The organism is Mesorhizobium sp. IMUNJ 23232 (genome assembly GCF_044326205.1).
Taxonomy (GTDB): Bacteria; Pseudomonadota; Alphaproteobacteria; order Rhizobiales; family Rhizobiaceae; genus Kumtagia.
In genome coordinates this window covers 12543-38260 of sequence record NZ_JBIRCY010000022.1, presented here as the reverse complement: position 1 = coordinate 38260, position 25718 = coordinate 12543, and the positions used below count along the sequence as shown (strand labels likewise).

Here is a 25718-nt window from a genome sequence, read left to right as displayed (position 1 = left end):
CTATCACGAACACCCGCTCGTCGCCCCGCAAGTATCGCACTTCTCGCAGGTGCCATTGCGCACCATCGTAAAATTCTGGCACTCCGAGCACATGTTGCCGGTGTAACCCTGCATCAGCGCCTGCTGCCGGCGTTCGGCGGCGAGCGCTTTTGCAGCGGAGGCGTCGGCTTGCGCCTTGTCGGAGAACAGGGCGGTGGCGGGCGAGGGTGCGTCGAAGAGGTCGGGCGGGCTGTCGGCCTCGATGTCTTCCGCGAATTCCGCCGCGCGCTCCTCATAGTCGCGCTTGAAGGCGGTGATTTCCTCCGTCCGCTCCGAGGCGAGCGGTTTCAGCGCAGTCACCGTGCTGCCGGTGAAGGCGCGCACGTTGGAGGCGGTTGAGGCGGTCGGCGCGGCGCGGGCGGGCGTCGCGGCGGGGGAGGAGGCCCCGGTGCTGCCGCCGGCAAAGCCTTTCGGCTCGGCGGATCTCGCCACCAGCGTCGGCTTGTGGCCGCGCGTCCAGCCGGTCGAGACGAGGTTGGTCTTGCCTTCCTCGATGCCGCGGCCGAGCGCGGTATTGCCGAAGTCGGAGGTGTCGACATGGGCGAGGTCGTTGCGGCCGAGGTAGCTGACGGCGAGCTCGCGGAACACGTAGTCGAGGATCGAGGTGGCGTTCTTGATCGCGTCGTTGCCGATGACCACGCCCGCGGGCTCGAATTTTGTGAAGGTGAAGGCCTCCACATATTCCTCCAGCGGCACGCCATATTGCAGGCCGATCGAAATCGCGATGGCGTAGCTGTTCATCATCGCCCGGAAGGCCGCGCCCTCCTTGTGCATGTCGATAAAGATTTCGCCGAGGCGGCCGTCACCGAACTCGCCGGTTCTGAGATAGACCTTGTGGCCGCCGACGATCGCCTTCTGGGTGTAACCCTGGCGGCGGTTCGGCAGCTTTTCGCGGTCGCGGTAGAGGCGCTCGACGACGCGCTCGACGATCTTCTCGGTGACCTGCACGGCTTTTTGGGCGGCGGGGGCGGCGACAAGCGCCTCGACGGCGTCGTCCTCGTCATCCTCGTCGTCGGCAATCAGCGAGGCATTCAGCGGCTGCGACAGCTTCGAGCCGTCGCGGTAGAGCGCGTTGGCCTTCAGCGCCAGCTTCCACGAGAGCATGTAGGCGCTTTTGCAGTCCTCGACGGTGGCGTCGTTCGGCATGTTGATGGTTTTCGAGATCGCGCCCGAGATGAAGGGCTGCGCCGCCGCCATCATGCGGATGTGGCTCTCGACCGAGAGGTAGCGCTTGCCGATCTTGCCGCAGGGATTGGCGCAGTCGAACACCGGCAGGTGCTCGGCTTTCAGGAAGGGCGCGCCTTCCAGCGTCATCGCCCCGCAGACATGGATGTTGGCGGCCTCGATTTCTTTCCGCGTGAAGCCCAGCGACGCCAGCATGTCGAAGGAGAAATCGTTCAACTGCTCGTCGGTGAAACCCAGCGCGGTCTTCACCCAGTCGGCGCCGAGCGTCCACTGATTGAAGGCGAATTTGATGTCGAAGGCCGATTTCAGCGCAGTGTTCAGCGCGGCGATCTTCTCGTCGGAAAAACCCTTCGAGCGCAGCGAGCCGGGATTGACGGCGGGCGCCTGGTTCAAATTGCCGTGGCCGACCGCATAGGCGTCGATCTCGGCAATCTGGGATTCGGAGTAGCCCAGCGTGCGCAAAGCCTCGGGAACGGCGGCGTTGATGATCTTGAAATAGCCGCCGCCGGCCAGCTTCTTGAATTTCACCAGCGCGAAGTCGGGCTCGATGCCGGTGGTGTCGCAATCCATGACCAGGCCGATCGTGCCGGTGGGCGCGATGACGGTGGCCTGAGCATTGCGATAGCCATGCTCCTCGCCGAGCTCGATGGCGCGGTCCCATGCGGCCTTGGCATGCTCGCCCAGCGCGGCCTGCTTCAGGTCGGAATGGACGAGCGGCACGGGATTGACGGCGAGCTTCTCATAGCCGTCGCGCTCGCCATAAGCGGCGCGGCGGTGGTTGCGCATGACACGCAGCATGTGGTCGGCGTTGCTGTCGTAGTCGCGGAAGGCGCCGAGCTCGCCCGCCATTTCGGCCGAGGTCGCATAGGCGACGCCGGTCATGATGGCAGTAAGCGCGCCGCAGATGGCGCGGCCCTCGGCCGAATCATAGGGGATGCCGGAGGTCATCAGCAGGCCGCCGATGTTGGCGTAGCCGAGGCCCAGCGTGCGATATTCGTAGGACTGTTTTGCGATCTCCTTCGACGGGAACTGCGCCATCATGACGGAGATTTCGAGCACGATGGTCCACAGCCGCACCGAATGCTCGTAGGCGGCGATGTCGATCGTGCCGTCGGCGTTGCGGTAGGGCAGGAGATTGATGGAGGCGAGGTTACAGGCCGTGTCGTCCAAAAACATGTATTCCGAGCAGGGGTTCGACGCACGGATGGCGCCGGCGGACACGCAGGTGTGCCAGTCGTTCATCGTCGTGTTGAAGTGCAGGCCGGGGTCGGCGGAGGCCCAGGCGGCGTAGCCGATCTTTTCCCACAGATCGCGCGCCTTCAGCGTCTTCATCACCTTGCCGCTGATGCGGCCGGTGAGGTTCCAGTCGCTGTCCTGCTCCACCGCGCGCAGAAAATTGTCCTTGAGCGAGATCGAGTTGTTGGAGTTCTGGCCGGAGACGGTGAGGTACGCGTCGGAATCCCAGTCGGTGTCGTAGGTCTGGAAATCGATCGACGTGTAGCCCTGCTTCGCGAACTGGATGACGCGCTTGACATAGTTTTCCGGGACGGCGTTCTTCTTGGCGGCCCTGATCTCGCGCTTCAGCGCGGTGTTGACCGACGGGTCGAAGCAGTCGTCGTCATGACCCTCGCAATTGACGCAGGCCTTCATGATCGCCGCGAGATGCTTCTTGACGATCTTCGAGCCAGTGACCAGCGAGGCGACTTTTTCCTCCTCCTTCACCTTCCAGTTGATGAAGGCCTCGATGTCGGGGTGGTCGGCGTCGACGATCACCATCTTGGCGGCGCGGCGCGTCGTGCCGCCCGACTTGATGGCGCCGGCAGCGCGGTCGCCGATTTTCAGAAAACTCATCAGGCCGGACGACTTTCCGCCGCCGGAGAGCTTTTCGCCTTCGCCGCGCAGCATGGAAAAATTCGAGCCGGTGCCGGAGCCGTATTTGAACAGGCGGGCCTCGCGCACCCACAGATCCATGATGCCGCCCTCGTTGACGAGGTCGTCCTGCACGCCCTGGATGAAGCAGGCATGCGGCTGCGGATGCTCATAGGCCGACTTCGACTTGGTCAGCTTGCCGGTGAAGGGGTCGACATAAAAATGGCCCTGGCCGGGGCCGTCAATGCCGTAAGCCCAGTGCAGGCCGGTGTTGAACCATTGCGGCGAGTTCGGCGCGACGCGCTGGGTGGCGAGCATGTAGGCGAGCTCGTCACGGAAAGTTCTGGCGTCCTCCTCGGAGGCGAAATAGCCGCCCTTGAAACCCCAATAGGTCCAGGTGCCGGCGAGACGGTCGAAGACCTGACGGGCGTCGGTCTCGGAGCCATAGCGTTCGTTTTCCGGCAGGAGGGCAAGGGCGGCCTCATCGGGCACGGAGCGCCACAGGAAGGACGGGACGGAGGTTTCTTCCACCTTCTTCAGCCGCGCGGGCACGCCGGCCTTGCGGAAATACTTTTGCGCCAGAATGTCGGCGGCAACCTGGGAGAACTGCGCCGGCACGTCGATGTCGGCCAGGCGAAAGACGATGGAGCCGTCGGGATTCTTGATTTCGCTCACCGCCTTGCGGAATTCGATCTCCGCGTAGGGCGACTGGCCGGACCTGGTGAAACGCCGCTCGATCAGCATGGGTATCAGTCCTTCATCAATCTATATATAGCGCCCGTCCGCCGGTCTTCCACCAGCCCTCATGGGCCGGGCGCAATCCACCATTCGCCACAGCCTTCATGGCCGCGGCACCTCGCTCCGAAACCTTCCGTTCAACCCCGGAAAGCAGCCCCCTGGAGCGCTTTTTCGGTCTGGAAATCTGGCCCGTCCCGGCCTCTTTCCCAAACCCTTCGCGATTCTCCGACCAGTCGGCTAACCACTTCATCTGGCGTCTATCGTCGTCCGTAAACACTAAATATAGGTTAACCACACTTTTCCCGCCACTTTTTTCCGACGCTGGACGCGAAAAAAACGGAGGTAAAAGCGCCCACAGGAACCCGCCCGCCGGAATGGCGGCCAAATGCCTGGAAACGCTTGGAGATCCGCTAATCAGGCCAGCAGGAGAGCCGCCAGCCGCGCCCTCAACAAGGGCACATGATCCATATGAGACGACTCGTTCTTTGGCGTCAACGATTCGTTTGTGCAGCTTTTGTGACCCCAACATGTTGTGGGCGAGGGTGTGGATAACGGGGATGGAAAATCGTCGGGCGACAGTGCCGCTTGGGGTCAATCCGAGGCGATCCGTGATCACCATCACGATACCAGGCGGGGCCGCTGCCGACGAACGTATCGGCAATGGGGGAGAACACCATGGCGCTTATCTTCGGCAACGAAAGCGACAACAAACTCAACGGCACAAGCGGGGACGACGACATCTTCGGTGAGGGCGGCGACGACGTTCTGGCCGGCAATGACACTCTCATCGGCGGCGGCGCCGATCTGAGACTGCGGAAGAGTTGATCGGTGTACGAATGACCCTTGAAGAGCGCGCCCTCACATCAATTCGGCACACGCAATCCACAACGCCAAGCCGAGCAATCAACGGTAGTGTCTCGCAAGCTCCTTTATGCTGCGGAGAAGCGGGTTCTGGTCACCGACCCAGAACCAGTGGTCGTCACCGGCGACCTCCACGAACCGCGCTCCGGATATCTTCGCAGCAAGGAAACGACCCGCCTCCGAGCGGACCGCGCGGTCGCCCGAGCGATGCAGCACCAGCGTTGGGACCGAGACACTTGCAAGCAGATGGCGGACGTCGGTGTCGCGCAGCGCTTCGAGCACGCCCGTCACAGCGCCTGGGCTGGAGGCCGCCCTCAGCAATCCGGCCCACCAGGCTTCCCCCTTGCGGTCTCCGACGAGGCTCGGGGCAAAGGTCTCGATCTCGGCCGGTCCACCCCAGTTGGCGATCAGGCGTCGCTTCCAGAGGTCGTATTGCTCGGCTGTCAAGGCGAAGGGGTAGTCGGGCGTATGGCTGCCTTTGGCCAGAGAGCCCCAGAGAACGAGCCCGGCCAGGCGATCGGGATGGTCGACCGCAAAGCGGATGCAGCCGGGTCCGCCCTCTGAATATCCGACGAGCAGAGCGCGGCGGCTCCCGGCTGCGTCCATCACCGCCAATATGTCCTTTGCGGTCGCGTCGACGGTTGGACGCGCTCCGACGCGGTCGGAAAGGCCGACGCCGCGCCGGTCGAACAGGATCAGGCGACCGACACGCGAAACCGCCGCGATCCACGAACGGCAGCGGCTGTCTTCCCAGATACGCTCCACATGCGAAACGAAGCCCGGAACGAGCACGATATCCGGCGGACCATTGCCGACGGTCTGGTACGCGAGGTGGATACCTTCCACTTCGACATAGCGCGTTCGCGGCGTTTCAGTGGCCTTGCTTGGCTCTTGCAACAAGGCAACGGTAGCAGGGTCAAGGGGAACGCCAAGCTCATCTCGCAAGTGCCGGGCGCATGCTTCGAGCTGGCGCTCGGCTGCCGCCCTATCGCCGGCCGCCAGGTTTGCGCGGATCAGATGGCGGTGTGCGCTTTCGCTTAACGGATCCAGTCCTACCAGACGCGTCGCATGCACAACCGCAGTGCGAGCCTCTCCGGCTGCGATCCGAGTTTCGATCAGACGCTCCAACGCCTGTGTCAGGCGGCTGCGCAAGGCCTCGCGCCTGAAGAACGCCCATTCCTCGAATTCCTGACAATCCGGTAGGGAGAAGCCCGCAAGAAAATCGTTCGTGTAAGTGTTGGTCGCCGTTTCAAGAGGGCCGCGGTCGCAGGCGTACTCGAAAGCCTTGGAGTCAATCTCGACGGAAAGCGCCGGGTGCAGGCTGAGGGAGGTTCCGCTCGCGGCGACGAGTTCGCTGCGAAAGGCGACTCGGATCTTGTAAAGGGTGCGCCGAAGGCGCGCCCGAGCAGTCTCTTCGTCGGCTTCGGGCCATAGCAGCGTGGCCGCAGTCTCGCGCGCAACGGGTCTACCGGCCTCGGCAAGAAAGATGAGGAGCGCGCCTGCCCTGCGCAGGGCAAGCTCCACCCGCCGCCCGTTCATGCGGAACTCCGGAAAGCCCAAAAGCCGAAACGTCAATCGCTCCATCGATCCGCACACGACAAATGCAGGCAGGGGACGTTGAGGGGACGCCGGCCGCCTATTGGTTCAACTCCGGGCCGATCACGCCTGCAGAGTTTTCTGGAGCGAGAAATGTCACTGGTCAATGCCTTCACCTCTCACTGCCTTTCCGAGGCAGTTGCCGAGGACGGCATCTCGATAGCTTATGAAGACCTCGGCTACGGCGAGCCGCTTGTGCTGCTGCATGGCCTAACCGAAAGCCATGAGTCCTGGCATGAGGCCGGTTATGTCGAGCAATTCCTGCAGCGCGAACGGCGGCTGATCCTCGTCGATTGCCGCGGCCATGGCCGCAGCGGCAAGCCGCACGATCCAGCCGCCTATTCGGGCCGCAGGCGGGCGGCGGATATCGTTGCCGTCCTCGACCATGCCGGCATTCGCCGCGCCGCGCTCGTGGGACATTCGATGGGCGGCGTCATCGCGCTGGCCACCGCCTCGTACCACCCGGACCGCGTCACTGCACTGATCGTCAACGGCGCGCATCCCTTCGCGGAAGACCTGACCCCCTTGCGAGCCACACTCGAGGATAACTTCGAGGCATGGCTCGCTTTCCTGAAGCAATTGGCCCCTGACCTTTCGCCGGACAGCTGCCGACGTATCCGCGGTAACGATCTCGCCGCCGTTCAGGCAAGCCTTGCCAGGGATAGACCTGATTTCTCGGCAGCCTTTGCTGGACTTGGCATACCAGTGCTGGCGATCAGCGGCACGCTTGATCCCCGATACGATGCCGCCCGAAAGTTCGCAGAACTGGCCGGAGGCGAATTCCTGCCGCTTGTGGGCAAGAACCATGTGACGGCTTTTCTCGATGTCGAGACGATCGGGCCGGTTGTCGACGCATTCCTCGGCTGCGTCAGCGCCGGCAATACAGGGCGAGGAGGCTGAGCCATGGCAGAAGCGTCATCGCAGTTCTTTACGGCGTCGCCGCATACCTTCCAGCCGGTGATGCAAGACGGAGGGCCGCCTCGGCGAACGGCGGGAAAGACAGGCTGTCAAGTGGGCGATGCGGCCGCGTGAACGGTTGAAACAACAGGAGAAATCCAATGGCGGTTATTCAAGGCACTGATGGCAACGACATTCTGACAGGCACCGGTGACTTCGACTTTATCCGTGGCCTCGACGGAAACGACAGGCTGTTCGGCGGAGATGGCGGCGACATTCTCGACGGTGGCCCGGGCGCGGACCTGCTTGACGGCGGCGGCGACGGTGGCCTCTTCAACGTCGACGACCTCGCTACATATCGTTCCGCCAGAGCCGGCGTCCACGCCACCCTTCGCAATCCGTCGGAGAATACCGGCGACGCCGCCGGCGACACATACATAAATATCCAAGAGCTGGAGGGCTCCGGCTTCGACGACGTTTTGCATGGCAACTCGCGTGACAACGGCCTTTTCGGCGGCAACGGCGACGACATCCTTGACGGTGGCGGTGACGGTGACAGGCTCTTTGGCGGAACCGGCGTCGACAGCGCTAGCTATATGTTTGCGCCAACGGGCATCGTTGCCAGCCTTCTCGATCGATCGGAGAACACCGGCGAAGCCGACGGCGACCGATACTTCGACATCGAAAACCTGCTCGGCTCCAACTTCAACGACAGGCTGATAGCCGATGGCCTTGACAACTTTCTTGCCGGCAATGGCGGTGACGACCAACTGTTCGGCGGAGCCGGCAACGACAGGCTCGACGGCGGCGTCGGCGACGACAGGCTCGACGGCGGCGCCGGTAACGACAGGCTCGACGGCGGCGACGGCAACAACATGCTCGCGGGCGGCATCGGCGTGGACACCGTTGATTATTCCTCCGCGTCGTCGGGTGTCTTTGTCTTGCTGGAGCAAGCCTTCGGCTTCGGCGGCAGTCGCTCTGACCTCTTAAGCTTCATCGAAAACATCATCGGTTCCGCCTTCGATGATGAGCTGATCGGCGACGGCTTTGACAACGACATCCACGGCGGTCTTGGCAATGACAAGCTGGAGGGGGGCTTTGGCGCGGACCGCCTCGACGGTGGCGCTGGCGTCGATGTCCTGCGGGGCGGCGCCGGTGACGACATTTATTTTGTCGACAATATGGCCGATAGGATTACCGAAAGCGCCAATGCCGGTTTCGATCGGGTGCAGGCCTCGCTCAGCTATATCCTGACAGCGGGATCCCAGGTTGAAGGACTGTTCACCACCAACGCGGCCGGGGTCGGCGCCATCGATCTGACCGGCAATGAGCTGGCACAGACGATCATCGGCAACGCCGGCGTTAACACGCTGAAGGGCGGCGGCGGCCTCGACACGCTGTCGGGCAAGGGCGGCGACGACACCTATTTTGTGGACAGCGCCGATGATGTGGTCGTCGAAGTCAGCGGCCACGGTACGGCCGATCTGGTCGCGACCACCGTCAGCTACGTGCTGGGCGTTTTGACCGAGGTCGAGACGTTGAGAACGACGGCGAACGGCGGCACCACGGCGATCGACCTGACCGGCAACACGCTGCAGCAGACCATTGTCGGCAATGCCGGCAACAACGTGCTCAGCGATGGTGGTGCCGGCAAGGCCGATACAATGATCGGGCTTGGCGGCAACGACACCTACCGGGTGTTCAATTCGGGAGACGTCATCGTCGAGGCTACCGGGGCGGCGGCGGGGACGGCCGACCGGGTGTCGGCGGCGGTCGACTATACTCTCGGGCAGGGGGTGCATGTCGAAAGCCTGACCACGAACGGTTCGACGGGGACAGTCGACCTGAGGCTGACCGGCAACGAGTTCGCGCAGGAGATTCTCGGCAATGCCGGCGACAACCGGCTGGAAGGCAAGGGCGGCAACGATATTCTGCGCGGCTTCGGCGGCGGGGACACGTTCGTCTTCGCTTCCACGCTCGGCGCGGCGAATGTAGACACCATCGTCGACTTCAACGCTGCCGACGACCGCTTCCTGCTGTCGGACGCGGTGTTCACGGCGCTGTCGACAGGCGTGCTTGCGGCCGCCGCATTCCGGGTCAATACGACCGGAGCAGCTGGCGATGCGAGCGACCGCATCATCTACGAGAGCGACAGCGGAAAGCTGTTCTACGATGCGGACGGCACCGGGGCGACGGCCGGCATCCATTTTGCCACCGTGACCACCGGGCTGGCGCTGACCAATGCGGATTTTTCGGTGGCATAGCGGCGGCGAGACTGCGTCGCGCCGGGCAGTCGAAGCGGCCGAACGATCGAAGGGATGTTCCAGGAACGGGTGGTGCGTCAGCGCGCCGCCCCTTTTCTTCTTTCCGATCCTCCGCCCCCAAAACCCTTGGCACGCCCTCTGCTCCGTTCAGCTTGCACGGAGCGGTTGCCGGCCGCGGGAACTCGATTTTGTCTCCAAATGGACCGGCTCCGGACCGTCAACCATGAGCGGGCAGCCGCTCATGTGCCAGCGGAGGACAAGAGCGACCCATGCCAAACAACACGACCGGAACCTGGAGCCCGCTCATCGGCTGGCCGCTTATCCCCATCCACGCAATCCTCCTGCCGGACGGCAAGGTGCTGGCCTTCGGCACCAGCGAGACCGGCGTGCAGGGCGCCTTCATCCATTCGGTGTGGGACCCGGTCACCGGCGTAAACCAGCTCATCAACCATCATTCCGAGACGGCGACCGATATTTTCTGCTCGGCGGCTATCGTCATTCCGGGCACCACGACCGTGCTGATCGCCGGCGGCGACGCGCGTCCGGACGGGGCGGTCAACCGCGGCGTCAACGACGTCAATGTCTATTCCAACGTCGACGGCCATATGCACATCACGCCGGCCACCGACGGCGAGATGAATTTTGCCCGCTGGTATCCGTCGGTGCTTTCGCTGCCCACCGGGCAGGTCGTGGTGCTCGGCGGCACCGATGTCTACGGGGCAGGCGTCGGCACGCCGGAGATCTATACGCCTGGCGAGGGCTGGCGCATGCTGCCGGGTGCGGCCGACGGCGACCTCGCCTCGTCCTCGCTCTATCCGCGCGCCTTCCTCGGCGACAACGGCCTGATCTATTATTTCGCCACGGGGAGTGGCAATACGGGGGCGATGGAGGTGCGCGCGCTGGACCCTTCCGGCAACGGCGTGCTGAGCCAGGTCGCCACGCTGCCCTTCTGGACGGACTGGGAAGCGCCCTCGATCATGTACGAGGCTGGAAAAGTCCTGATCATGGCGTCCAGCGGCCAGCTCTGGACCATGGACCTGACGGGGCCGGCGCCGGTCTTCCACAATACCGGGGTTTCCGCGCCCGACCAGCACGACTGGTCCAGCATGTCGGTGATGGCCAACGGCCAGGTCGTGATCACCGGGGGTGGCGACCAGGGCAACTCGCTGGCCGGCGCCGATATGACCGCGCTGGTATGGGACCCGGAGACGGAGAGCCTGACCCCGATGGTCGATGAGGCGCATGGCCGCCTCTATCATTCCGTCGGCCTGCTGCTGCCGGACGGAACCATCCTCTCGGCCGGCGGCGGCGCGCCCGGCGACCAGAATTTCCTCGACGGCCAGATCTACCGTCCCGCCTATCTCTACGACGCGAACGGCGATCTGGCGGATCGCCCGGTGGTCAGCGGCACCCCGGCCTCGGTGCTCCCCGGCCAGACCTTCACCTTCACTGTTGACGACGCCTCGGCGATCGACAAGGTGACCTTCGTCAAGGGCGGCGCGGTGACCCACAGCGCCAATATGGACACGCGGCTGATAGATCTCGACTTCATCGCCGGCCCGAACAACACCATCACCGTCACGCTTCCCGCGAACGCCAACATCGTGTCGGCCGGGAACTGGATGCTGTTTGCCTGGAACGACCAGGGCGTGCCTTCCGTGGCGCCGATGATCCAGGTGCAGCCGACGCTGGCTCCCTATGACGGCATCGGCGACCTCACCGTGCAGCACTTCACCCTAGCGGCGGGGACGGACAGCCTGGACGACATCAATTTCAACGCCACGCCCGTGCATATCGAGCGTGCATCGGAAATCTACAAGACCTCGGCCAACACGTTTTATCCGACGGGGCCGACCGACAATTTCGCGGTTCGCTACAAGAGCGCGTTCGACGTGCAGGAAGGCGGGCAGCACAGTTTCTATCTCGGCAGCGACGACGGCGCGCGGCTCTATATCGACGGCCGGCTCGCCATCGACAATGACGGCGTGCATGGAAGGGTGGACCTGTCGACGACGGTCTACCTCTCGGCCGGCGCGCATACCCTCGAAGTGCGCTATTTCGACAGTACCGGCTTTGCCGAACTCGGCCTGGACTGGCAGGGACCGGGTTTCAACCGCACACGCATGCAGTTCGATGGCGCGGTCGACAATCTGCTGGTTAATGGCGGCCTCGAGATCGCCGGCCTTACCGGCGGCACCACCGTGTCGGCCACGCTGAACGGCTGGACGTCCTCGGCCAATAATTTCGAGATGTGGGCCGACAACGCCAATGGCGTGAAGGCGACCGGCGGCCGCACCTTCATGGAGGTCGACGCCGGGCGCGGCACCGTCTCGCAGTCGGTCCACACGGATGCGGGAAGGGTCTACACGCTGAGCTTCGACTATGCCGGCCGCGCCGGCTCCATCGCCTCGTCCGGCATGGAAGTGCTGTGGAACGGCACGGTGATCGCCACCATCACGCCGACGACGGTGCTGTCCGAGACCTACGAATTCGCCGTAACTGGCACCGGCGGCAACGACACGCTGTCGTTCCGGGCAATCGCCGGCGACAACGACAGCGTCGGCGGCCTGCTCGACAGCGTCGTGCTGCTGGGCGCGCCGTTCCGCCAGTTCTTCGGCACGACGGGCATCGACGACCTGCAAGGCACAAGCGGAAACGATCGCATCTTCGGCGGCGGCGACGCCGACCTGTTGGCGGGCGGGGCCGGCAACGACTACGTCTTCGGCAATGCCGGCGACGACCGCATCGTCTGGAATGTCGGCGACGGATCCGATGTGATCGGAGGCGACGACGGGACCGACACGGTGGAGGTCAATGGCGGCGATTCTTCGGAAATCTTCCTGATTTCGGCCGGTTTCGACCAGATACGCCTCCAGGGAACCAACCAGCAGCTTTTTTCGCTGATCATCGACACGGCGGAAGTCCTGGAACTCAATACGGGGGGCGGCAACGACACCGTCATCATGTCCAATGGGCTCGGGGCGCTGATTGCCATCAGGGTCGATGGCGGCGGAGGCGACGATGCGATCTTCGCGGCCGACGGCAACGATTTGCTCGACGGCGGTAAGGGCGCCGACCGGCTGGAAGGCGGTGCCGGCAACGACATCTACATCGTCGATACGCAGGCGGATGTGGTCGTCGAGGCCGTGGGCAACGGCAGCGCCGACCGGGTGATGGCCCGGGCCAGCTACATATTGACCGGCAATGCCGACATCGAGTTGCTCACCACGACCAAGGCCGCCGGAAGCACGGCGATCAACCTGACCGGCAACGCGCTGGCGCAGGAAGTCATTGGCAATGCCGGCGCCAATATCCTGCATGATGGCGGCAAGGGCGGCGCCGATGTGCTGCGCGGGCTGGGCGGCAACGACATCTATCGCATCTTCAATGCTGGCGACACGATCGTGGAAAGCAGTGCGCAGGGCGCTGCCGACAGGGTCATGGCGGCGGTCGACTACAAGCTCGGCGCCGGCGTGCATGTCGAGATCATGACCACCAACGGCTCGACGGGCACATCCAACATCGATCTCACCGGCAACGAGTTCGCCCAGGAGATTTCCGGCAACGCCGGCAACAACCGGCTGGAAGGCAAGGGCGGGCACGACACGCTGCAGGGTTTCGGCGGCGCGGACACATTCGTCTTCGCCTCGACGATCGGCGCGGCAAATGTCGACACGGTCGCCGACTTCAACGTCGCCGACGACCGCTTCCTGCTGTCGGACGCGGTCTTCAAGGCGCTTTCGGCCGGCGTGCTTTCGGCCGACGCGTTTCGCGCCAACACCACCGGCCTGACGGAAGACGCCGACGACCGCATCATCTATCAGAGCGATACCGGCAAATTGTTCTATGATGCGAATGGGACCGGGTCCGGCGGCGGCATCCATTTTGCCACGGTGACCGTTGGGCTGGCGCTGACCAATACGGATTTTTCGGTGGCCTAGAGACACGCAAAAATCGACCCGGGCAATCGAAAGCGACGGCTGTTTTTAGAACCGTGTAAGGCGCCGGGGCGCAGGCCGTGCTCCGTTCCAACTATGAATTTGCTGAGATTTCAGGCCCGGAGAAATCGGGCTTCTGCCCTTTATTCCCGGACACTTTGTTGCAACTGTCACGAAAATATGTGCCAGTAGTAACAACCCAGTATCGTTAACAGCCGCGTCGCGACATATAGCCGTTGCAGAGCGGGCGGACTCCTATCCGTCTGACCATTCCTGAACCGATACCCGGCGCGCGTGGGACGAGCCCGCAAGCCGATCGGCGGTTCGCATCCGGCGCCATATGTTGCGCCGCTGATCGAGGACTGAACCCATGGCTATCTTCACCGGCGGCGACGCCAACGAGACCATCACTCCCGATTTCGTTTCCCCGACTGTCGCCGCTGACGGCGGCGCGCGCCCCGGTGCCGGTGATGACGTTCTGAACGGCAATGGCGGCAACGACACGCTGGCGGGCGGTGGCGGCAGCGACCAGATGTTAGGCGGCGCCGGCAACGACCGCATGATCTGGAATTCCGGCGACGGCACCGACCTGATGGAGGGCGGCGACGACATCGACACCGCCGAAGCCAATGGCGGCAGCGGCGACGAAACGTTTGCCGTGACCGCCAACGGCACGCGCGTGCGCTTCGACCGCATCGATCCCGATCCGTCGTTCCTCGACATCGGCACGACGGAATCGCTCGTCGTCAACATGGGCGGCGGCAACGACAAGATCTCCATGACCGGCAACCTTGCCGCGCTGATCAGCATCACCGTTGACGGCGGCGCCGGCAACGACACGATCCTGGGCAGCAATGGAGCCGACCAATTGCTGGGCGGCGTCGGCAACGACTTCGTCGACGGTCAGCAGGGCAACGACGTGGCTTTGCTGGGCGAAGGCGACGATGTTTTCCAGTGGGATCCCGGCGACGGCAACGACATTGTCGAAGGGCAGGGCGGTTTCGACACGCTCTCCTTCAACGGTTCCAACATCAACGAGATCATCGGCATATCGGCCAATGGCGGGCGGGCGCTGTTCACGCGCAACATCGCCAACATCGTCATGGACCTGGACGACGTCGAGAGCATCAAGCACCAGGCGCTCGGAGGCGCCGACGTGATCAATGTCAACGATCTCAGCGGCACCGACGTCAGCCAAGTCGAGGTCAACCTTTCCGGCGCCATCGGCGGCACCACCGGCGATGCCGCGGTGGATGATGTCTCGGTGGCCGGCACCAATGGTGCCGAAACGATCAAGGTCACTGGCGGCGCTTCCAACATCAATGTCGCCGGCGTCGCGGCCGCTGTGAAGATCACCACGCTGGAAGCCAACGACATCGTCCGCATCAATGCGCTCGGCGGTAAAGATCTCGTCGATGCCGGTGCGGCCCTGCACGCGGTCGTGTTGAATGGCGGGGCCGGCGACGACACGCTGAAGGGCGGCAACGGCAATGACATCCTCCAGGGCGGCGACGACAACGATATCCTGATCGGCGGCATCGGCGGCGACCAGATGCTGGGCGAGGCCGGCAATGACGGCATGATCTGGAATTCCGGTGACGGCACCGACCTGATGGAGGGCGGCGATGGCACCGATACGGCCGAAGTGAATGGCAGCAGCGGCTCTGAACAGTTTACGGTCACCGCCAACGGCACGCGCGTGCGCCTCGATCGGCTCAATCCGACGCCCTCCGCGCTCGACATCGGAACGACGGAACACCTCATCGTCAACATGGGCGACGGTGACGACACCATATCGATGACCGGCAATCTCGCCGCCTTGATCACCGTCACCGCCGATGGCGGCGAGGGCAACGACACGATCCTTGGCAGCAATGGCATCGATCTCCTGATCGGCGGCGATGGCGAGGATTTCATCGACGGCCAGCAGGGCAACGATCTGGCGGTGCTCGGCGCCGGCGACGACCGGTTCCAGTGGGATCCGGGTGACGGCAACGACATAGTCGAAGGCCAGGACGGCCTGGACACGATGACCTTCAACGGCTCGAACATCAACGAGATCATCGGCATTTCCGCCAATGGCGGGCGGGTGCTGTTCACGCGCAACATCGCCAACATCGCCATGGATTTGGACGATGTCGAGCGGATCGATCACCATGCGCTGGGCGGTGCCGACACGATCAATGTCAACGACCTATCGGGGACCGACGTGAAGCAGGTTGTGGTCGATCTCTCAGGCACGCTGGGCGGAACCGCCGGCGATGCCGCGATCGACCAAGTCAACATCAACGGTACCAACGGCGGGGATTCCGTCAAGGTCACAGGCGGCTCGTCGAACATCACGGTTTCGGGCCTTGCCGCGAAGGTGCTGGTCACGGCGCTGGAAGTGACCGACGGTGTTACCATCAATGCACTTGGCGGCAATGACAGCGTCGATACTTCGGCCGCCTTGCACGCGGTGGTCGTCAATGGCGGCACCGGCAACGACACGCTGAAGGGCAGCGCCAGCGCCGACTTCCTCGCCGGCGGCGACGATGCCGACGTGATCGCCGGCGGCGTCGGCAACGACCAGATGTTCGGCGAAAACGGCGACGACCGCTTCATCTGGAATTTTGGCGACGGCACCGACCTGGTCGAAGGTGGCGACGGGACCGATACGGTCGAAGTCAATGGCAATGGCGGCTCGGAGGTCTTCCTGATCTCCGGCAGCGACGGCCGGGTGCTTGTGCAGGGCACCAATCCCGAACTGTTCACAATCGATATCGGCACCAGCGAAGCCCTCGTGCTCAACACTGGCGACGGCGACGACGTGGTCACCATGACCGGCGTGCTCGGCGCGTTGATCGCCATCAAGGTGAATGGCGGCGCCGGCGACGACACGATCTCGGCAGCCGACGGCAACGACGTGCTCGACGGCGGCAGCGGCGCGGACCGGCTGGAAGGCGGTTTCGGCAACGACGTCTACATCGTTGACACGCAGAGCGACGTGGTGGTCGAGATCGTGGAGAACGGCGCCGCCGACCGGGTGATGGCACGCGTGAGCTACACGCTCGCCGCAGATGACGACATCGAGCTTCTGACCACCACCGGCGCCTCGGCCACGACCGCGATCAACCTGACGGGCAACGCGCTGGCGCAGGAGATCGTCGGCAATGCCGGCGTCAACGTGCTGAAGGACGGCGGCGGGGCTGGCGACGTGCTGCGGGGCCTCGGCGGCAACGATACCTATCTCGTCTACAGCGCCGCGACCACCGTCGTGGAGGTCTCGGGCCAAGGCACCGCCGACCGTGTGCTCGCCAATGTCGACTACGTGCTCGATTCCAAGGCGCATATCGAGCATCTGGCGACGACGAACAGCGCCGGCACGGCATCGTTGGACCTCACCGGCAATGCGCTCGGCCAGCAGGTCACCGGCAATGCCGGTGACAACCGCATCGACGGCAAGGCCGGCTCCGACACGCTGTTCGGGCTCGGCGGCGAGGATTCGTTCGCCTTCTCAACCGCGCTCGGCGCCGGCAACGTCGACACGATCGCCGATTTCAATTCAGCCGACGACCGCATCCTGCTGTCGGATGCGGTGTTCACGGCTCTGCCGAGCGGCGTGCTTGCCGGTGCTGCGTTCCGCATCAATACGAGCGGTATCGCCAACGACGCCAGCGACCGCATCATCTATGAGAGCGATACCGGAAAACTGTTCTACGACGCCGACGGAGCAGGCGGTGTTGCCGCTGTCCATTTCGCGACGCTGACCGGACAGCCTGCGTTGACGGCGGCCGATTTCAACGTCGTTTAGAGGTATGGATGGTTCGGCGCTTCGCTTCCGGCAGGCGATGTTCAGCCTTGCCAGGACGTGGCCTCTGTCGCTCCCGAACCGTCGGGACCGTTGCTGGTGTCCATGCCGCGAAAACTGGACGGCGTGGCCCCGAACCGGCGGCGGAAACAGCGGTTGAAATAGGATACCTCGTTGAAGCCGCAGGCGAAGGCGATGTCGATGACTTTCAGCCGGTCGTGACGCGCCTCCGCCAGCATCCGCCGTGCCTTGTGCAGCCTCAGTTCCATGACGCGCTCGGCAAAGCTGTGGCCGGTTTCGTATACCAGCGCGTTCACGTAGCGAGGTGTCAGCCGCAGTTGGCGGGCGACATCGGCCGCTGCGAAACCCGGGTCGTCAAATCCTTCCCGGATCAGGACCAGGATATCCTGAAGCCGGGCGGCGGCAAGACCACGCTCACGCGCGTTGTGAGCGTTGTCGCCGCGTACGCCCAGCGCCAGGGCGGCGAGATCGAGCAAGGTCCGTTCGACGTGAAGCCCCAGGGCGGGATCGCCGTCGGCCGTCTCCGGCGCCGCAAGCATGGTGAGGTAACGCATGAGGTGGCGCATGGCCGGCGCGGCGGAATCGAGCGGCCTCGACACCAGATCGTCAGCGCCGGCGATCACGTCGAGCAGCTTTGCGCGCGGCACGCTCAACCCGAGCCAGGAGATGGCGGTTCCCGGTCCTACTCGGGTTTCCATCGGTTCGGCATTCGATGTCATGACCACCTGACCTGCGCCGCAAGGCATCTCCCTGCCGCGCTGGATCACGATGGCATCGGCGCCGCCGGCGGGAAAGCCGAGCAGAAAGTCTCCACGCGGATCGGCAGCAACATTCAGCGAGGTGCGCGAGACGCGTTCGAGAGTCCCGCTGAAACTCATGAAACCGAGAGCGCCGAAGGCCGCGAGCAGGCAGTTCGCCGAAAACGGCGCATCCTTGCGGTAGGACATGCCGACCGAGCCGAAACGATCGCCATAGGCGTCCTGCCACGAAGCGATCCTCGCGCGGTTGTCGGCACCGGGGGGCAGCGCGTCGGAGGTGAGGAACAGCTTCTGCATGCGATGGACCGTTCGGAACGGCGGTCACGATAGAGGATATCGGAGGCCGATCCTAGCGGCGGTGTGAACGCAGGAACCCGGGCGGGATAGTCAGGCGAAGGCATCCAGCAACAGGAACAGGACTGCCGACAGAATTGCGGAGATTGGCACCGTGGTGACCCATGCAGCGACGATGCGGATGACATGCGAGCGCCTGACCAGCCGCCGGTGGACGATTTCCTCCCGCGATACAGTCGCGGCGTCGTCCTCGTCATCGTCCGCGGTTTCGGCGTTGCCGGACGCGACCTTCTGGACAAGGCGTTCCGCGCTGCGGCGTTCGAGATAGCGGCGGCGCTGCGTGGAATTGGCGATGTACCACTCGCGGAAGAAGCCGATGCCGAACACCGAGCCGACCGCGATGTGGGTGGAACTAACCGGCAGACCGAACCATGAGGCGACGATCACCGTCAGCGCCGTCGACAGCGCCACGCAAAAGGCGCGCATCGGATTGAGTTTGGTGATCTCCGCGCCGACCATGCGTACGAGACGCGGCCCGTAGAGCAGCAGGCCGACCGATATGCCGAGTGCTCCGATCACCATCACCCACTGTGGGACCGCGCCTGCCGCTGCATCTGCGGGCGCCGCGGCACGCACGATTGCCGCCAGCGGGCCGACTGCGTTGGCTACGTCGTTGGCGCCGTGAGCGAAGGAGAGCAGCGCGGCGGAAATGATCAGCGGCGTCCGGAACAGTTTTTTCAGCGACTGGTTGCGGTTTTCCATCCACCGCGAGGCATTTCGTACCTGAAGGTGAGCCAGGGCCCAGATGGAAACAAAGCCGGCCAGGCCGATCATCGCCAGCGTCAAGCCGGAAAAGGTGACGAAATTCTGCAGCCCCTTCAGCGCCAGATAGGTTGAGAACGATCCTGCCATCAGCGCGATCAACAGCGGCACCCAGAGGCGCGCCGCCGCGATCTTGTCTTCGCGGTAGATGATCGCCGACTCGATAAAAGCCAGGAAGGCGGCGGCGATAATGCCGCCGAGGATCGGCGACGCTATCCAGCTCAAGGCGATTGCGCCCATCGTCGCCCAGTTGATCGAGCCGAAACCGGCGGCGGCCACGCCGCCGCCGATGACGGCGCCGACGATCGAGTGCGTGGTGGAGATCGGCGCCCCGATCCAGGTCGCGAGGTTGATCCACAGTGCCGCGGACAGCAGGGCGGCGAGCATGACCCGGATCAGCGCCGGGGCATCGACCGAAGCCGGCACGACAAGGCCGCCGGAGATCCTGTCGACCACGTCGCTGCCGGCGATCAGCGCGCCGGCGGTCTCGCACACCGCCGCCATTGCCAGCGCCCCGCCCATGGTCAAAACCTTGGCGCCGACCGCCGGCCCGACATTGTTGGCGACGTCGTTGGCGCCGATGTTGAGCGCCATGTAGGCCGCGATCGCGGCCGCAGCGACGATGACCACTGTCAGCGGTTCGCCGCCGGTCATTACCGACGTGAGGAATGCGGCGAGGACCAGGAACAGCAAAGCCAGGCCAGGGGCGATGAGACCCCTGGCGACGACGTTGGTCGCCTCCTCGACCTCGCCGAGGCGGGCGAGATCCTTGTCCAGCGTTGTTTTGCGCGGAGATGCGCCGGTCCGTGCCATTGCGGCCTGTTCTTGCACGATGGTCGAATCAACCGCCCGCGGCGGCGTCGGCGATCAGAATGGGAGAACAACCATGTCGGGAGAATGTTTCCGGACTGGTCAGGCGGCGGAACGTCTCGGATTCAAGGAAAATCGGGAGATCAGATCTGCAAGGTCCTGCTCGCGCACACTCCTGGCGGCTTCCAGCGGCGAAAACCATTGGCGACGGCGCTCCTTGCGCTCGGGCCATTTGTCCTTCACCTGGTCGATCTCCATGGGGAAGACATGCACCTCGCAGCGCTTTTCAGCGCCGGACGGCTGCAGCTTCGCATAATAGTAGCGTCCGAGTTCGGAGCGGGCGATCGCGCCATCGATGCCGGCTTCCTCCGAGGCTTCGCGCGCCGCTGCGTCCCAGAGCGCCTCGTTGCCCTCGGGCCAGCCCTTGGGCAGCACCCAGCGGCCGGTATCGCGGCTGGTGATCAGCATGATCTCGACGCCGTCGGGTCCCTTGCGCCACGGCAAGGCAGCCACCTGCACACGACAAGGCGCGCCGCCGAGAAGGCGCCTCACCCTGTCGGCGAAACGAGTCCGCCTACTGTGCCCGATGTCCATTTCTAGTGCCCACCCCGCCCGGGATTCGTTTGCCGTCTCACGAATATTACGGTTAATTATCCGTAAGAAAAGTAAAAAATGTGGAAACTGGCAAACGGTTGCAAACAAGGCATGCCAATTTCCACGGCTTCAGCCCGCGTGATCGTCCGCGATAGGTTTCTGGTAGGTGAAACCCATGTCCCACGGAAAATAGATCCAGGTATCCTGCGACACCTCGGTCACGAAGGTGTCGACCAGCGGCCGACCCTTGGGCTTTGCGTATATAGTGGCGAAATGCGCCTTTGGCATCATCGCGCGGACGATTGCCGCGGTTTTTCCGGTGTCGGTGAGATCGTCGACGATGAGCACGCCCTGGCCCTCGTTCTCCAGCAGGGTCGGCGTGACCTCCTTGAGGATCGCCAGTTCTCCCTGCGAGGTATAGTCGTGGTAGGAGGCGACGGAGACGGTCTCGATGACGCGTATTCCAAGCTCGCGCGAAATGATCGCTGCCGGGACAAGGCCGCCGCGCGTGATGCAGACAATCGCCTTCCACTGCGTGTTGGCACCGGCCAGCCGCCAGGCGAGCGCCCGCGCGTCGCGGTGAAACTGGTCCCACGAGACGGGAAAGGCTTTTTCCGGAAGAGACATCGAAAACGCACTCCTGTGCGCGCGGTTCGCGCGCCAAACGAAAGAGGAATGCGTTTTGAATTAGCGGTGAGTCGCCCGCCTTGGCAAGCCTTAGTCGCGGTCAATGCGACATGAAGCTGGGGACCTGCATGGTGTGCAGGACGGACCGGGTCACGCCGCCGAACAGCAACTGCCGCAGCCACGAGTGGCTGTAGGCACCGAGCACCAGAAGATCGGCGCCCGTCGCGGCCACGCGGTCGCGGATCACCTCCTCGACGCCGCGCCCGCGGGACTGTTCAGTCGCCACGGTGACTTCTGCTCCATGACGGGAAAGCGCTGCGGCCAGCGCCGATGCGCTGGCGCCCACTTCGTCCGCATCCTCGGGAGGATCGACGACGAAAATCTCGGTCCAACCTGCTTCCGCAATCAAGGGGAGTGCGTCGAAGACGGCGCGGGCCGCTTCCCGGCTGCCGTTCCAGGAGACGAGGATGCGGTTGAAGGATTGGGTCAAGGGGCCGGCATAGGGAACCACCAGCACCGGGCGCCCCGATTCATAGAGAACGCCCTCGATGCTGGGGGCGTCGTCGCTCGCCCACTCCGGATTGCGTTGCGCGACAATCACCAGATCGGCGGCACGGGCAAGAGTCGCCCCGGTATAGGCGCTGTCGCCGGAAAAGCTCGTCACGCTGTGCCAGTCGAAACTCTGGCCCGATGCCTTCGTGCGGCCGGTGAAAAGAGCCTCGACTTCCTTGGTGCGCTCGGCCGCGGCTTCCGTCGCCGTCTCGATGACGCCGACATCGGGAAAGCCGACCGCGGCGCTGTAGGCAACGGGTATCGGCTCGGCATGGATGCCGACAAGATGCGCGCCCCAGGCCTGCGCCAGCGGAACGGCGCAATCGAGCACGCGCTGGGCGTCTTCCTTGCTCTGGAGGATGACGGCGATCGTTTTGTAGCTCATGAGACGCTCCCTCGATCTGCTTGGCCCGCATCGCGGGTCCTGAAAAGAAACTTCGCGCCTGCCGTCATGGTTCCGGTCCGGGCCGCGTCACCCCGCCGGGGCCAGCCTTCTGACCATGGCCTCAACCTCTGCGCGGGCTGATTCCAGTGCGTCGGCCGAACGTGATCGTATCACGAGTTCGGTCCAGAACGAGCCGTCGCGATATTTCGGATAGGAGCCGATGATCGTGTCGGGATGCGCCTTCTGGATATCGCCAAGCGGCCCGCCGATCACCCCTTCGCCGACCGGGCAGTGGACGGTGGCGGAAATGAGTTTCTGGCCTGTACGCAGCGTCGGCACGACATTGTCGAGCATGGCCTGGAAGATCGCAGGCACGCCGGCCATGACATGCACGTTGCCGATGCGGAAGCCGGGCGCCATCGATACCGGATTGTCGATGTGCTCGGCGCCGCGCGGCATGCGCGCCATGCGCTGGCGCGCTTCCGTGAATTCCATCTCACGCTTGGCATAATGCTCGCCGAGCAATTTCATCGCCCTGGCGTCATGCTCGCAGGGAACGCCGAACGCCTTGGCGATCGAATCGGCGGTGATGTCGTCATGGGTCGGGCCGATGCCCCCGGAGGTGAAGACATAGTCGTAGCGGCCGCGTAGCGCATTCACCGCGTCGGCGATGTCGTCCTCGTCGTCGGCGACGATGCGGACTTCCTTGAGGTCGATGCCGACCGCCGTCAGGATGTCGGCGAGGTGGCCGATGTTGCGGTCCTTGGTGCGCCCGGACAGAATCTCGTCGCCGATGGCCAGCATCGCTGCGCTGACGGTTTCTGCCATGGAGGCCCCCAAATGTTGCTTGCTGGAGATAGCGCGGCGCAGCGAAAGCAGCAATGGTGCGAAAACGGTGAACGATGTGTCGGCTGGCAGCCCGCTTTCAATGAACGCGTCGAACCGCCATTCTTCGTCCCGGCGAACAGTCGCAAAACGAATTTTTGATGGAGAGAGCAATGACCAAGGTGCTGGTGCTTTATTATTCGAGCTGGGGACACATGGAACAGATGGCGAAGTCTGCCGCGGAAGGCGCGCGCGAGGCCGGAGCCGACGTGACGATCAAGCGGGTTCCTGAACTGGTTCCGGAGGCGGTGGCGAAGGCCGCCTATTACAAGCTGGACCAGGAAGCGCCGATTGCCGACCCGCTGGAACTCGGCGACTACGATGCCATCATCCTCGGCGCGTCAACCCGCTATGGCTCGATGGCCGCGCAGCTCAAGAACTTCATCGACCAGACCGGGCCGCTGTGGATGAAAGGCGCACTGGTCAACAAGGTCGGATCGGTGATGGTCTCGACCGCCACGCAGCATGGCGGCGCCGAGCTTGCGCTGATCAACGCCCAGGTCTTCATGCAGCACCAAGGCATGATCATTGTGCCGCTGTCCTACGCCTATCAGGGTCAGATGGGCAACGACGTGGTGCGCGGCGGCGCGCCCTACGGCATGACCACCACCAGCGACAGCGACGGCTCGCGCCAGCCTTCCGCCCAGGAACTGGAGGGCGCAAAATTCCAGGGCAAGCGCGTCGCCGAGATCGCCGCCAAGCTGCACGGCTGAAGTTTGGCGGAAGGAGACAGGGCGGCCGTGGCCGCCCTGTCTTGACGCCGTCCAAGCGGGTCTTCCTGGAGAGGCTATATCTGGCGTGTGGGATCGGCGGATGGAGCGCGCGCCCTTCCGAACGTCATTGCCTGAAGTACGCCGTCGCGGAAAATCAGCCCATGCGCGAGCGCCGCGCCGAAATGCGCCAGGAAAGCGGCGAACAGCGCAAAGGCAAGCAGCGTGTGAAGCGGACGCAAAATTGCGTAGAGACCATCGCTGTGCGGCATGATCGCGGGCAGATGGAGCGATCCGTAGAGCACAATCGGGTAGCCGGCGGCCGACAGCATCGCCCATCCGGCCAGCGGCAGGGCGAACAGCAAGCCATAGAGCACCCAGTGCGACGCATGGGCAGCAAAGCGCATCAGGCGCGGCATGTCCCGCGGAAGCGGTGGAGCCGGCCGGCTCAACCTTACGACCAGGCGTATCGCGACCAGGGCCAGGATGAGGATGCCGAGGGGCCGGTGTATCGAGACAAGGTCGTGGTAATAAGCCAGCGAAGACACCATGGCGATACCGATCGCCAGCATGGCCAGGATCATGATCGCCATCAGCCAATGCAGAAGGCGCAAAAGCAGCGGGAATTTGGTCGGCATGATCAGGATCCTTTCCCGGCTGGTGACGCCGCGCCGCTTTCGACGGCGCTTGGCGTGTGCGGTTCACGCGCCCGGCGGGTGAAAGATACCGAATAGGTAGCCGAGCGCGCCGAAAGCAGGGGATCGTCGGAAGGCTCTATCCCGTCTGGAAGCACGAGCGGATCGAAATTTATATCACGGCAGTTGCCGGGCGCCTCGGGTTCGATCGCATTCAGCGTCAGCGTTCCGACATCGATCTGCTCGCGATCCGCCGGCCAGGGAAGGGTCGCATCGTTGGTCGGGTCGCCGGGCTGGCCGACAGTGAGCACCAGATGCCATTCGACCGGTGCCTGGGCAATGCGGGCATTGAGGCCGTCGAACAGATAGTTTGGGTCGGTGGGAGTTGGTTGTGCTTCCGGCGCGACCGCATCGACCGGCACCAGCGACCAGCGCACGGGGGTCGAGACACCAGCACTGTCGACCAGGCGGAAGGCATTGAGCCCGAAATAGGTGGAGTCCGCGAAGCCGGAAGAGAACGTGTAGGCCTTTATGATCTCGAGCGCCTTGGCTGACTCGGGATTCGCATCGAAGAATGCCTTGACCTTCGCCGGATCAGGCTTGCCGGTGGCCGGGTCCGGTGCGGTGGCCAGCAGCTGTTCGTGGAAGGCTTGCGGGTCCTTCATCGGGAAGACGGGGATGTTGATCGTGCCGATGCGCCAGGCCTCGCCGTCCGGCAGCGAGAAGTTGATCGCGATGCTGCGTACCGCGCCTGGCCCGTCGGCTATGCTGGGCATGCCGCCGGCCAGCGCCACGCGGCCGAAGACCGGCAATCTTCCCGCTTCGAAAACCGGCGACCTTGAAAGCCGTGCTGCATTGCCATTGCCATCGAACCAGCCTGTTGCGCAGACACCTTTCGCGTGGTTGCGGCGGAAACCCGGATAGACGCCGTTGACTTGCTGAAACGTGTCCACCACCGCGTTCTGGTCAAGACGGCCCGGCATAAACCAGCCGCCTGCCCATGCGTAGCCGGCGACCGCCACAAGAAGTATGACCCCGATGCCGGCAAGAGGCAGCATGTGGCCGGACAGGCTGTATCGTCCGGAGGGTAGCCACTCATTGTCGTTGTTTGCCATTTGGTGCCTTTCCAGATCCGTCGACCAATCGCACGCGGAAATTCTCTCACAACTCGGTGCCAGTGTCTTTGCCGGTGCGATCGACGATTGCGAAAATGCACGCCGGAGGCGGATGGCAGGGAGCTCTTTCCGCTCCGCCCATGGTGCTTGCGAGTTGGTGCGGCGGCACTAAGTTAGGGCTCGCCGAGAGTGGTCGAGGGAAACTTTGTCGATCGTGCCGACTTGGATCGTCGCGCTGCTGGTGGTGGGGGCGGCGTTTTTTTGCAACGGGGTACTTTGTTCGACAAACGAGGGCCGCGAGCGACAATCGCTCGCGGCCCTGTCTGCTTTCCG

General features: G+C 63.9%; 16 protein-coding genes. 6 read left to right on the top strand and 10 right to left on the bottom strand.

Annotation, left to right across the window (positions count from 1 at the left end):
* Positions 1-3: 3 nt before the first annotated feature.
* The gene (locus ACH196_RS17165; protein WP_396648129.1) at positions 4-3837 is read right to left on the bottom strand and encodes a vitamin B12-dependent ribonucleotide reductase; all 3834 of its coding nucleotides are present in this window, start codon (positions 3835-3837) and stop codon (positions 4-6) included.
* A 669-nt stretch (positions 3838-4506) separates the two neighbouring features.
* On the opposite strand from ACH196_RS17165, the gene ACH196_RS17160 reads away from it, so the two are divergent.
* Complete coding sequence (locus ACH196_RS17160) at positions 4507-4656, top strand: hypothetical protein (protein ID WP_396648128.1); 150 nt, start codon at positions 4507-4509, stop codon at positions 4654-4656.
* 78 nt (positions 4657-4734) lie between these two features.
* Here ACH196_RS17160 and ACH196_RS17155 read toward each other — a convergent pair whose 3' ends face one another.
* On the bottom strand, positions 4735-6276 hold the full coding sequence (locus tag ACH196_RS17155) for an alpha/beta fold hydrolase (protein WP_396648127.1): 1542 nt from the start codon (positions 6274-6276) through the stop codon (positions 4735-4737).
* Between the two features lie 105 nt (positions 6277-6381).
* On the opposite strand from ACH196_RS17155, the gene ACH196_RS17150 reads away from it, so the two are divergent.
* The 4 genes from ACH196_RS17150 (at position 6382) to ACH196_RS17135 (ending at position 17180) form a co-directional block, all read left to right on the top strand.
* Positions 6382-7188 (top strand): alpha/beta fold hydrolase, encoded by an 807-nt coding sequence (locus ACH196_RS17150; RefSeq protein WP_396648126.1) that lies wholly within the window; start codon positions 6382-6384, stop codon positions 7186-7188.
* 158 nt (positions 7189-7346) lie between these two features.
* The gene (locus ACH196_RS17145) at positions 7347-9449 is read left to right on the top strand and encodes a calcium-binding protein (RefSeq protein ID WP_396648125.1); all 2103 of its coding nucleotides are present in this window, start codon (positions 7347-7349) and stop codon (positions 9447-9449) included.
* A 269-nt stretch (positions 9450-9718) separates the two neighbouring features.
* Complete coding sequence (locus ACH196_RS17140; RefSeq protein ID WP_396648124.1) at positions 9719-13390, top strand: galactose oxidase-like domain-containing protein; 3672 nt, start codon at positions 9719-9721, stop codon at positions 13388-13390.
* A 367-nt stretch (positions 13391-13757) separates the two neighbouring features.
* Positions 13758-17180: a beta strand repeat-containing protein gene (locus ACH196_RS17135; protein WP_396648123.1), complete on the top strand. Its 3423-nt coding sequence runs from the start codon at positions 13758-13760 to the stop codon at positions 17178-17180.
* Between the two features lie 41 nt (positions 17181-17221).
* On the opposite strand, the gene ACH196_RS17130 is transcribed toward ACH196_RS17135, so the two are convergent.
* The 6 genes from ACH196_RS17130 to ACH196_RS17105 all read right to left on the bottom strand — a co-directional run bounded on the left by ACH196_RS17130 (position 17222) and on the right by ACH196_RS17105 (position 22868).
* A complete protein-coding gene (locus tag ACH196_RS17130) occupies positions 17222-18253 on the bottom strand; it encodes an AraC family transcriptional regulator (protein WP_396648122.1) in 1032 nt (343 codons plus the stop codon).
* Positions 18254-18343: 90 nt separating this feature from the next.
* Positions 18344-19885, bottom strand: coding sequence for an inorganic phosphate transporter (locus ACH196_RS17125; RefSeq protein WP_396648121.1), 1542 nt, complete (start codon positions 19883-19885; stop codon positions 18344-18346).
* A 99-nt stretch (positions 19886-19984) separates the two neighbouring features.
* Complete coding sequence (locus ACH196_RS17120; RefSeq protein WP_396648120.1) at positions 19985-20476, bottom strand: NUDIX hydrolase; 492 nt, start codon at positions 20474-20476, stop codon at positions 19985-19987.
* 129 nt (positions 20477-20605) lie between these two features.
* Entirely contained in the window at positions 20606-21103 is a 498-nt protein-coding gene (gene gpt / locus ACH196_RS17115) for a xanthine phosphoribosyltransferase (protein ID WP_396648119.1), read from the bottom strand.
* Positions 21104-21203: 100 nt separating this feature from the next.
* Entirely contained in the window at positions 21204-22040 is an 837-nt protein-coding gene (locus ACH196_RS17110) for a universal stress protein (protein ID WP_396648118.1), read from the bottom strand.
* Positions 22041-22127: 87 nt separating this feature from the next.
* The gene (locus tag ACH196_RS17105) at positions 22128-22868 is read right to left on the bottom strand and encodes a competence/damage-inducible protein A (RefSeq protein WP_396648117.1); all 741 of its coding nucleotides are present in this window, start codon (positions 22866-22868) and stop codon (positions 22128-22130) included.
* A 170-nt stretch (positions 22869-23038) separates the two neighbouring features.
* On the opposite strand from ACH196_RS17105, the gene wrbA reads away from it, so the two are divergent.
* Positions 23039-23638 carry an NAD(P)H:quinone oxidoreductase type IV gene (gene wrbA / locus ACH196_RS17100; protein ID WP_396648116.1) on the top strand — a complete coding sequence of 200 codons (600 nt, stop codon included), beginning with the start codon at positions 23039-23041 and terminating at the stop codon, positions 23636-23638.
* 74 nt (positions 23639-23712) lie between these two features.
* On the opposite strand, the gene ACH196_RS17095 is transcribed toward wrbA, so the two are convergent.
* Both ACH196_RS17095 and ACH196_RS17090 read right to left on the bottom strand, forming a co-directional pair.
* Positions 23713-24273: a cytochrome b gene (locus tag ACH196_RS17095; protein WP_396648115.1), complete on the bottom strand. Its 561-nt coding sequence runs from the start codon at positions 24271-24273 to the stop codon at positions 23713-23715.
* A gap of 2 nt (positions 24274-24275) precedes the next feature.
* The gene (locus tag ACH196_RS17090) at positions 24276-25385 is read right to left on the bottom strand and encodes a catalase family peroxidase (RefSeq protein ID WP_396648114.1); all 1110 of its coding nucleotides are present in this window, start codon (positions 25383-25385) and stop codon (positions 24276-24278) included.
* Positions 25386-25718: the final 333 nt, after the last annotated feature.

Coding starts and splice junctions, on each gene's coding strand:
- ACH196_RS17145 (WP_396648125.1), top strand. CDS start 7,347: ATGGCGGTTATTCAAGGCACTGATGGCAACGACATTCTGACAGGCACC.
- ACH196_RS17105 (WP_396648117.1), bottom strand. CDS start 22,868: ATGGCAGAAACCGTCAGCGCAGCGATGCTGGCCATCGGCGACGAGATT.
- ACH196_RS17095 (WP_396648115.1), bottom strand. CDS start 24,273: ATGCCGACCAAATTCCCGCTGCTTTTGCGCCTTCTGCATTGGCTGATG.
- ACH196_RS17135 (WP_396648123.1), top strand. CDS start 13,758: ATGGCTATCTTCACCGGCGGCGACGCCAACGAGACCATCACTCCCGAT.
- ACH196_RS17090 (WP_396648114.1), bottom strand. CDS start 25,385: ATGGCAAACAACGACAATGAGTGGCTACCCTCCGGACGATACAGCCTG.
- ACH196_RS17165 (WP_396648129.1), bottom strand. CDS start 3,837: ATGCTGATCGAGCGGCGTTTCACCAGGTCCGGCCAGTCGCCCTACGCG.
- ACH196_RS17110 (WP_396648118.1), bottom strand. CDS start 22,040: ATGAGCTACAAAACGATCGCCGTCATCCTCCAGAGCAAGGAAGACGCC.
- ACH196_RS17140 (WP_396648124.1), top strand. CDS start 9,719: ATGCCAAACAACACGACCGGAACCTGGAGCCCGCTCATCGGCTGGCCG.
- ACH196_RS17155 (WP_396648127.1), bottom strand. CDS start 6,276: ATGGAGCGATTGACGTTTCGGCTTTTGGGCTTTCCGGAGTTCCGCATG.
- wrbA (WP_396648116.1), top strand. CDS start 23,039: ATGACCAAGGTGCTGGTGCTTTATTATTCGAGCTGGGGACACATGGAA.
- ACH196_RS17160 (WP_396648128.1), top strand. CDS start 4,507: ATGGCGCTTATCTTCGGCAACGAAAGCGACAACAAACTCAACGGCACA.
- ACH196_RS17130 (WP_396648122.1), bottom strand. CDS start 18,253: ATGCAGAAGCTGTTCCTCACCTCCGACGCGCTGCCCCCCGGTGCCGAC.
- ACH196_RS17150 (WP_396648126.1), top strand. CDS start 6,382: ATGTCACTGGTCAATGCCTTCACCTCTCACTGCCTTTCCGAGGCAGTT.
- ACH196_RS17120 (WP_396648120.1), bottom strand. CDS start 20,476: ATGGACATCGGGCACAGTAGGCGGACTCGTTTCGCCGACAGGGTGAGG.
- ACH196_RS17125 (WP_396648121.1), bottom strand. CDS start 19,885: ATGGCACGGACCGGCGCATCTCCGCGCAAAACAACGCTGGACAAGGAT.
- gpt (WP_396648119.1), bottom strand. CDS start 21,103: ATGTCTCTTCCGGAAAAAGCCTTTCCCGTCTCGTGGGACCAGTTTCAC.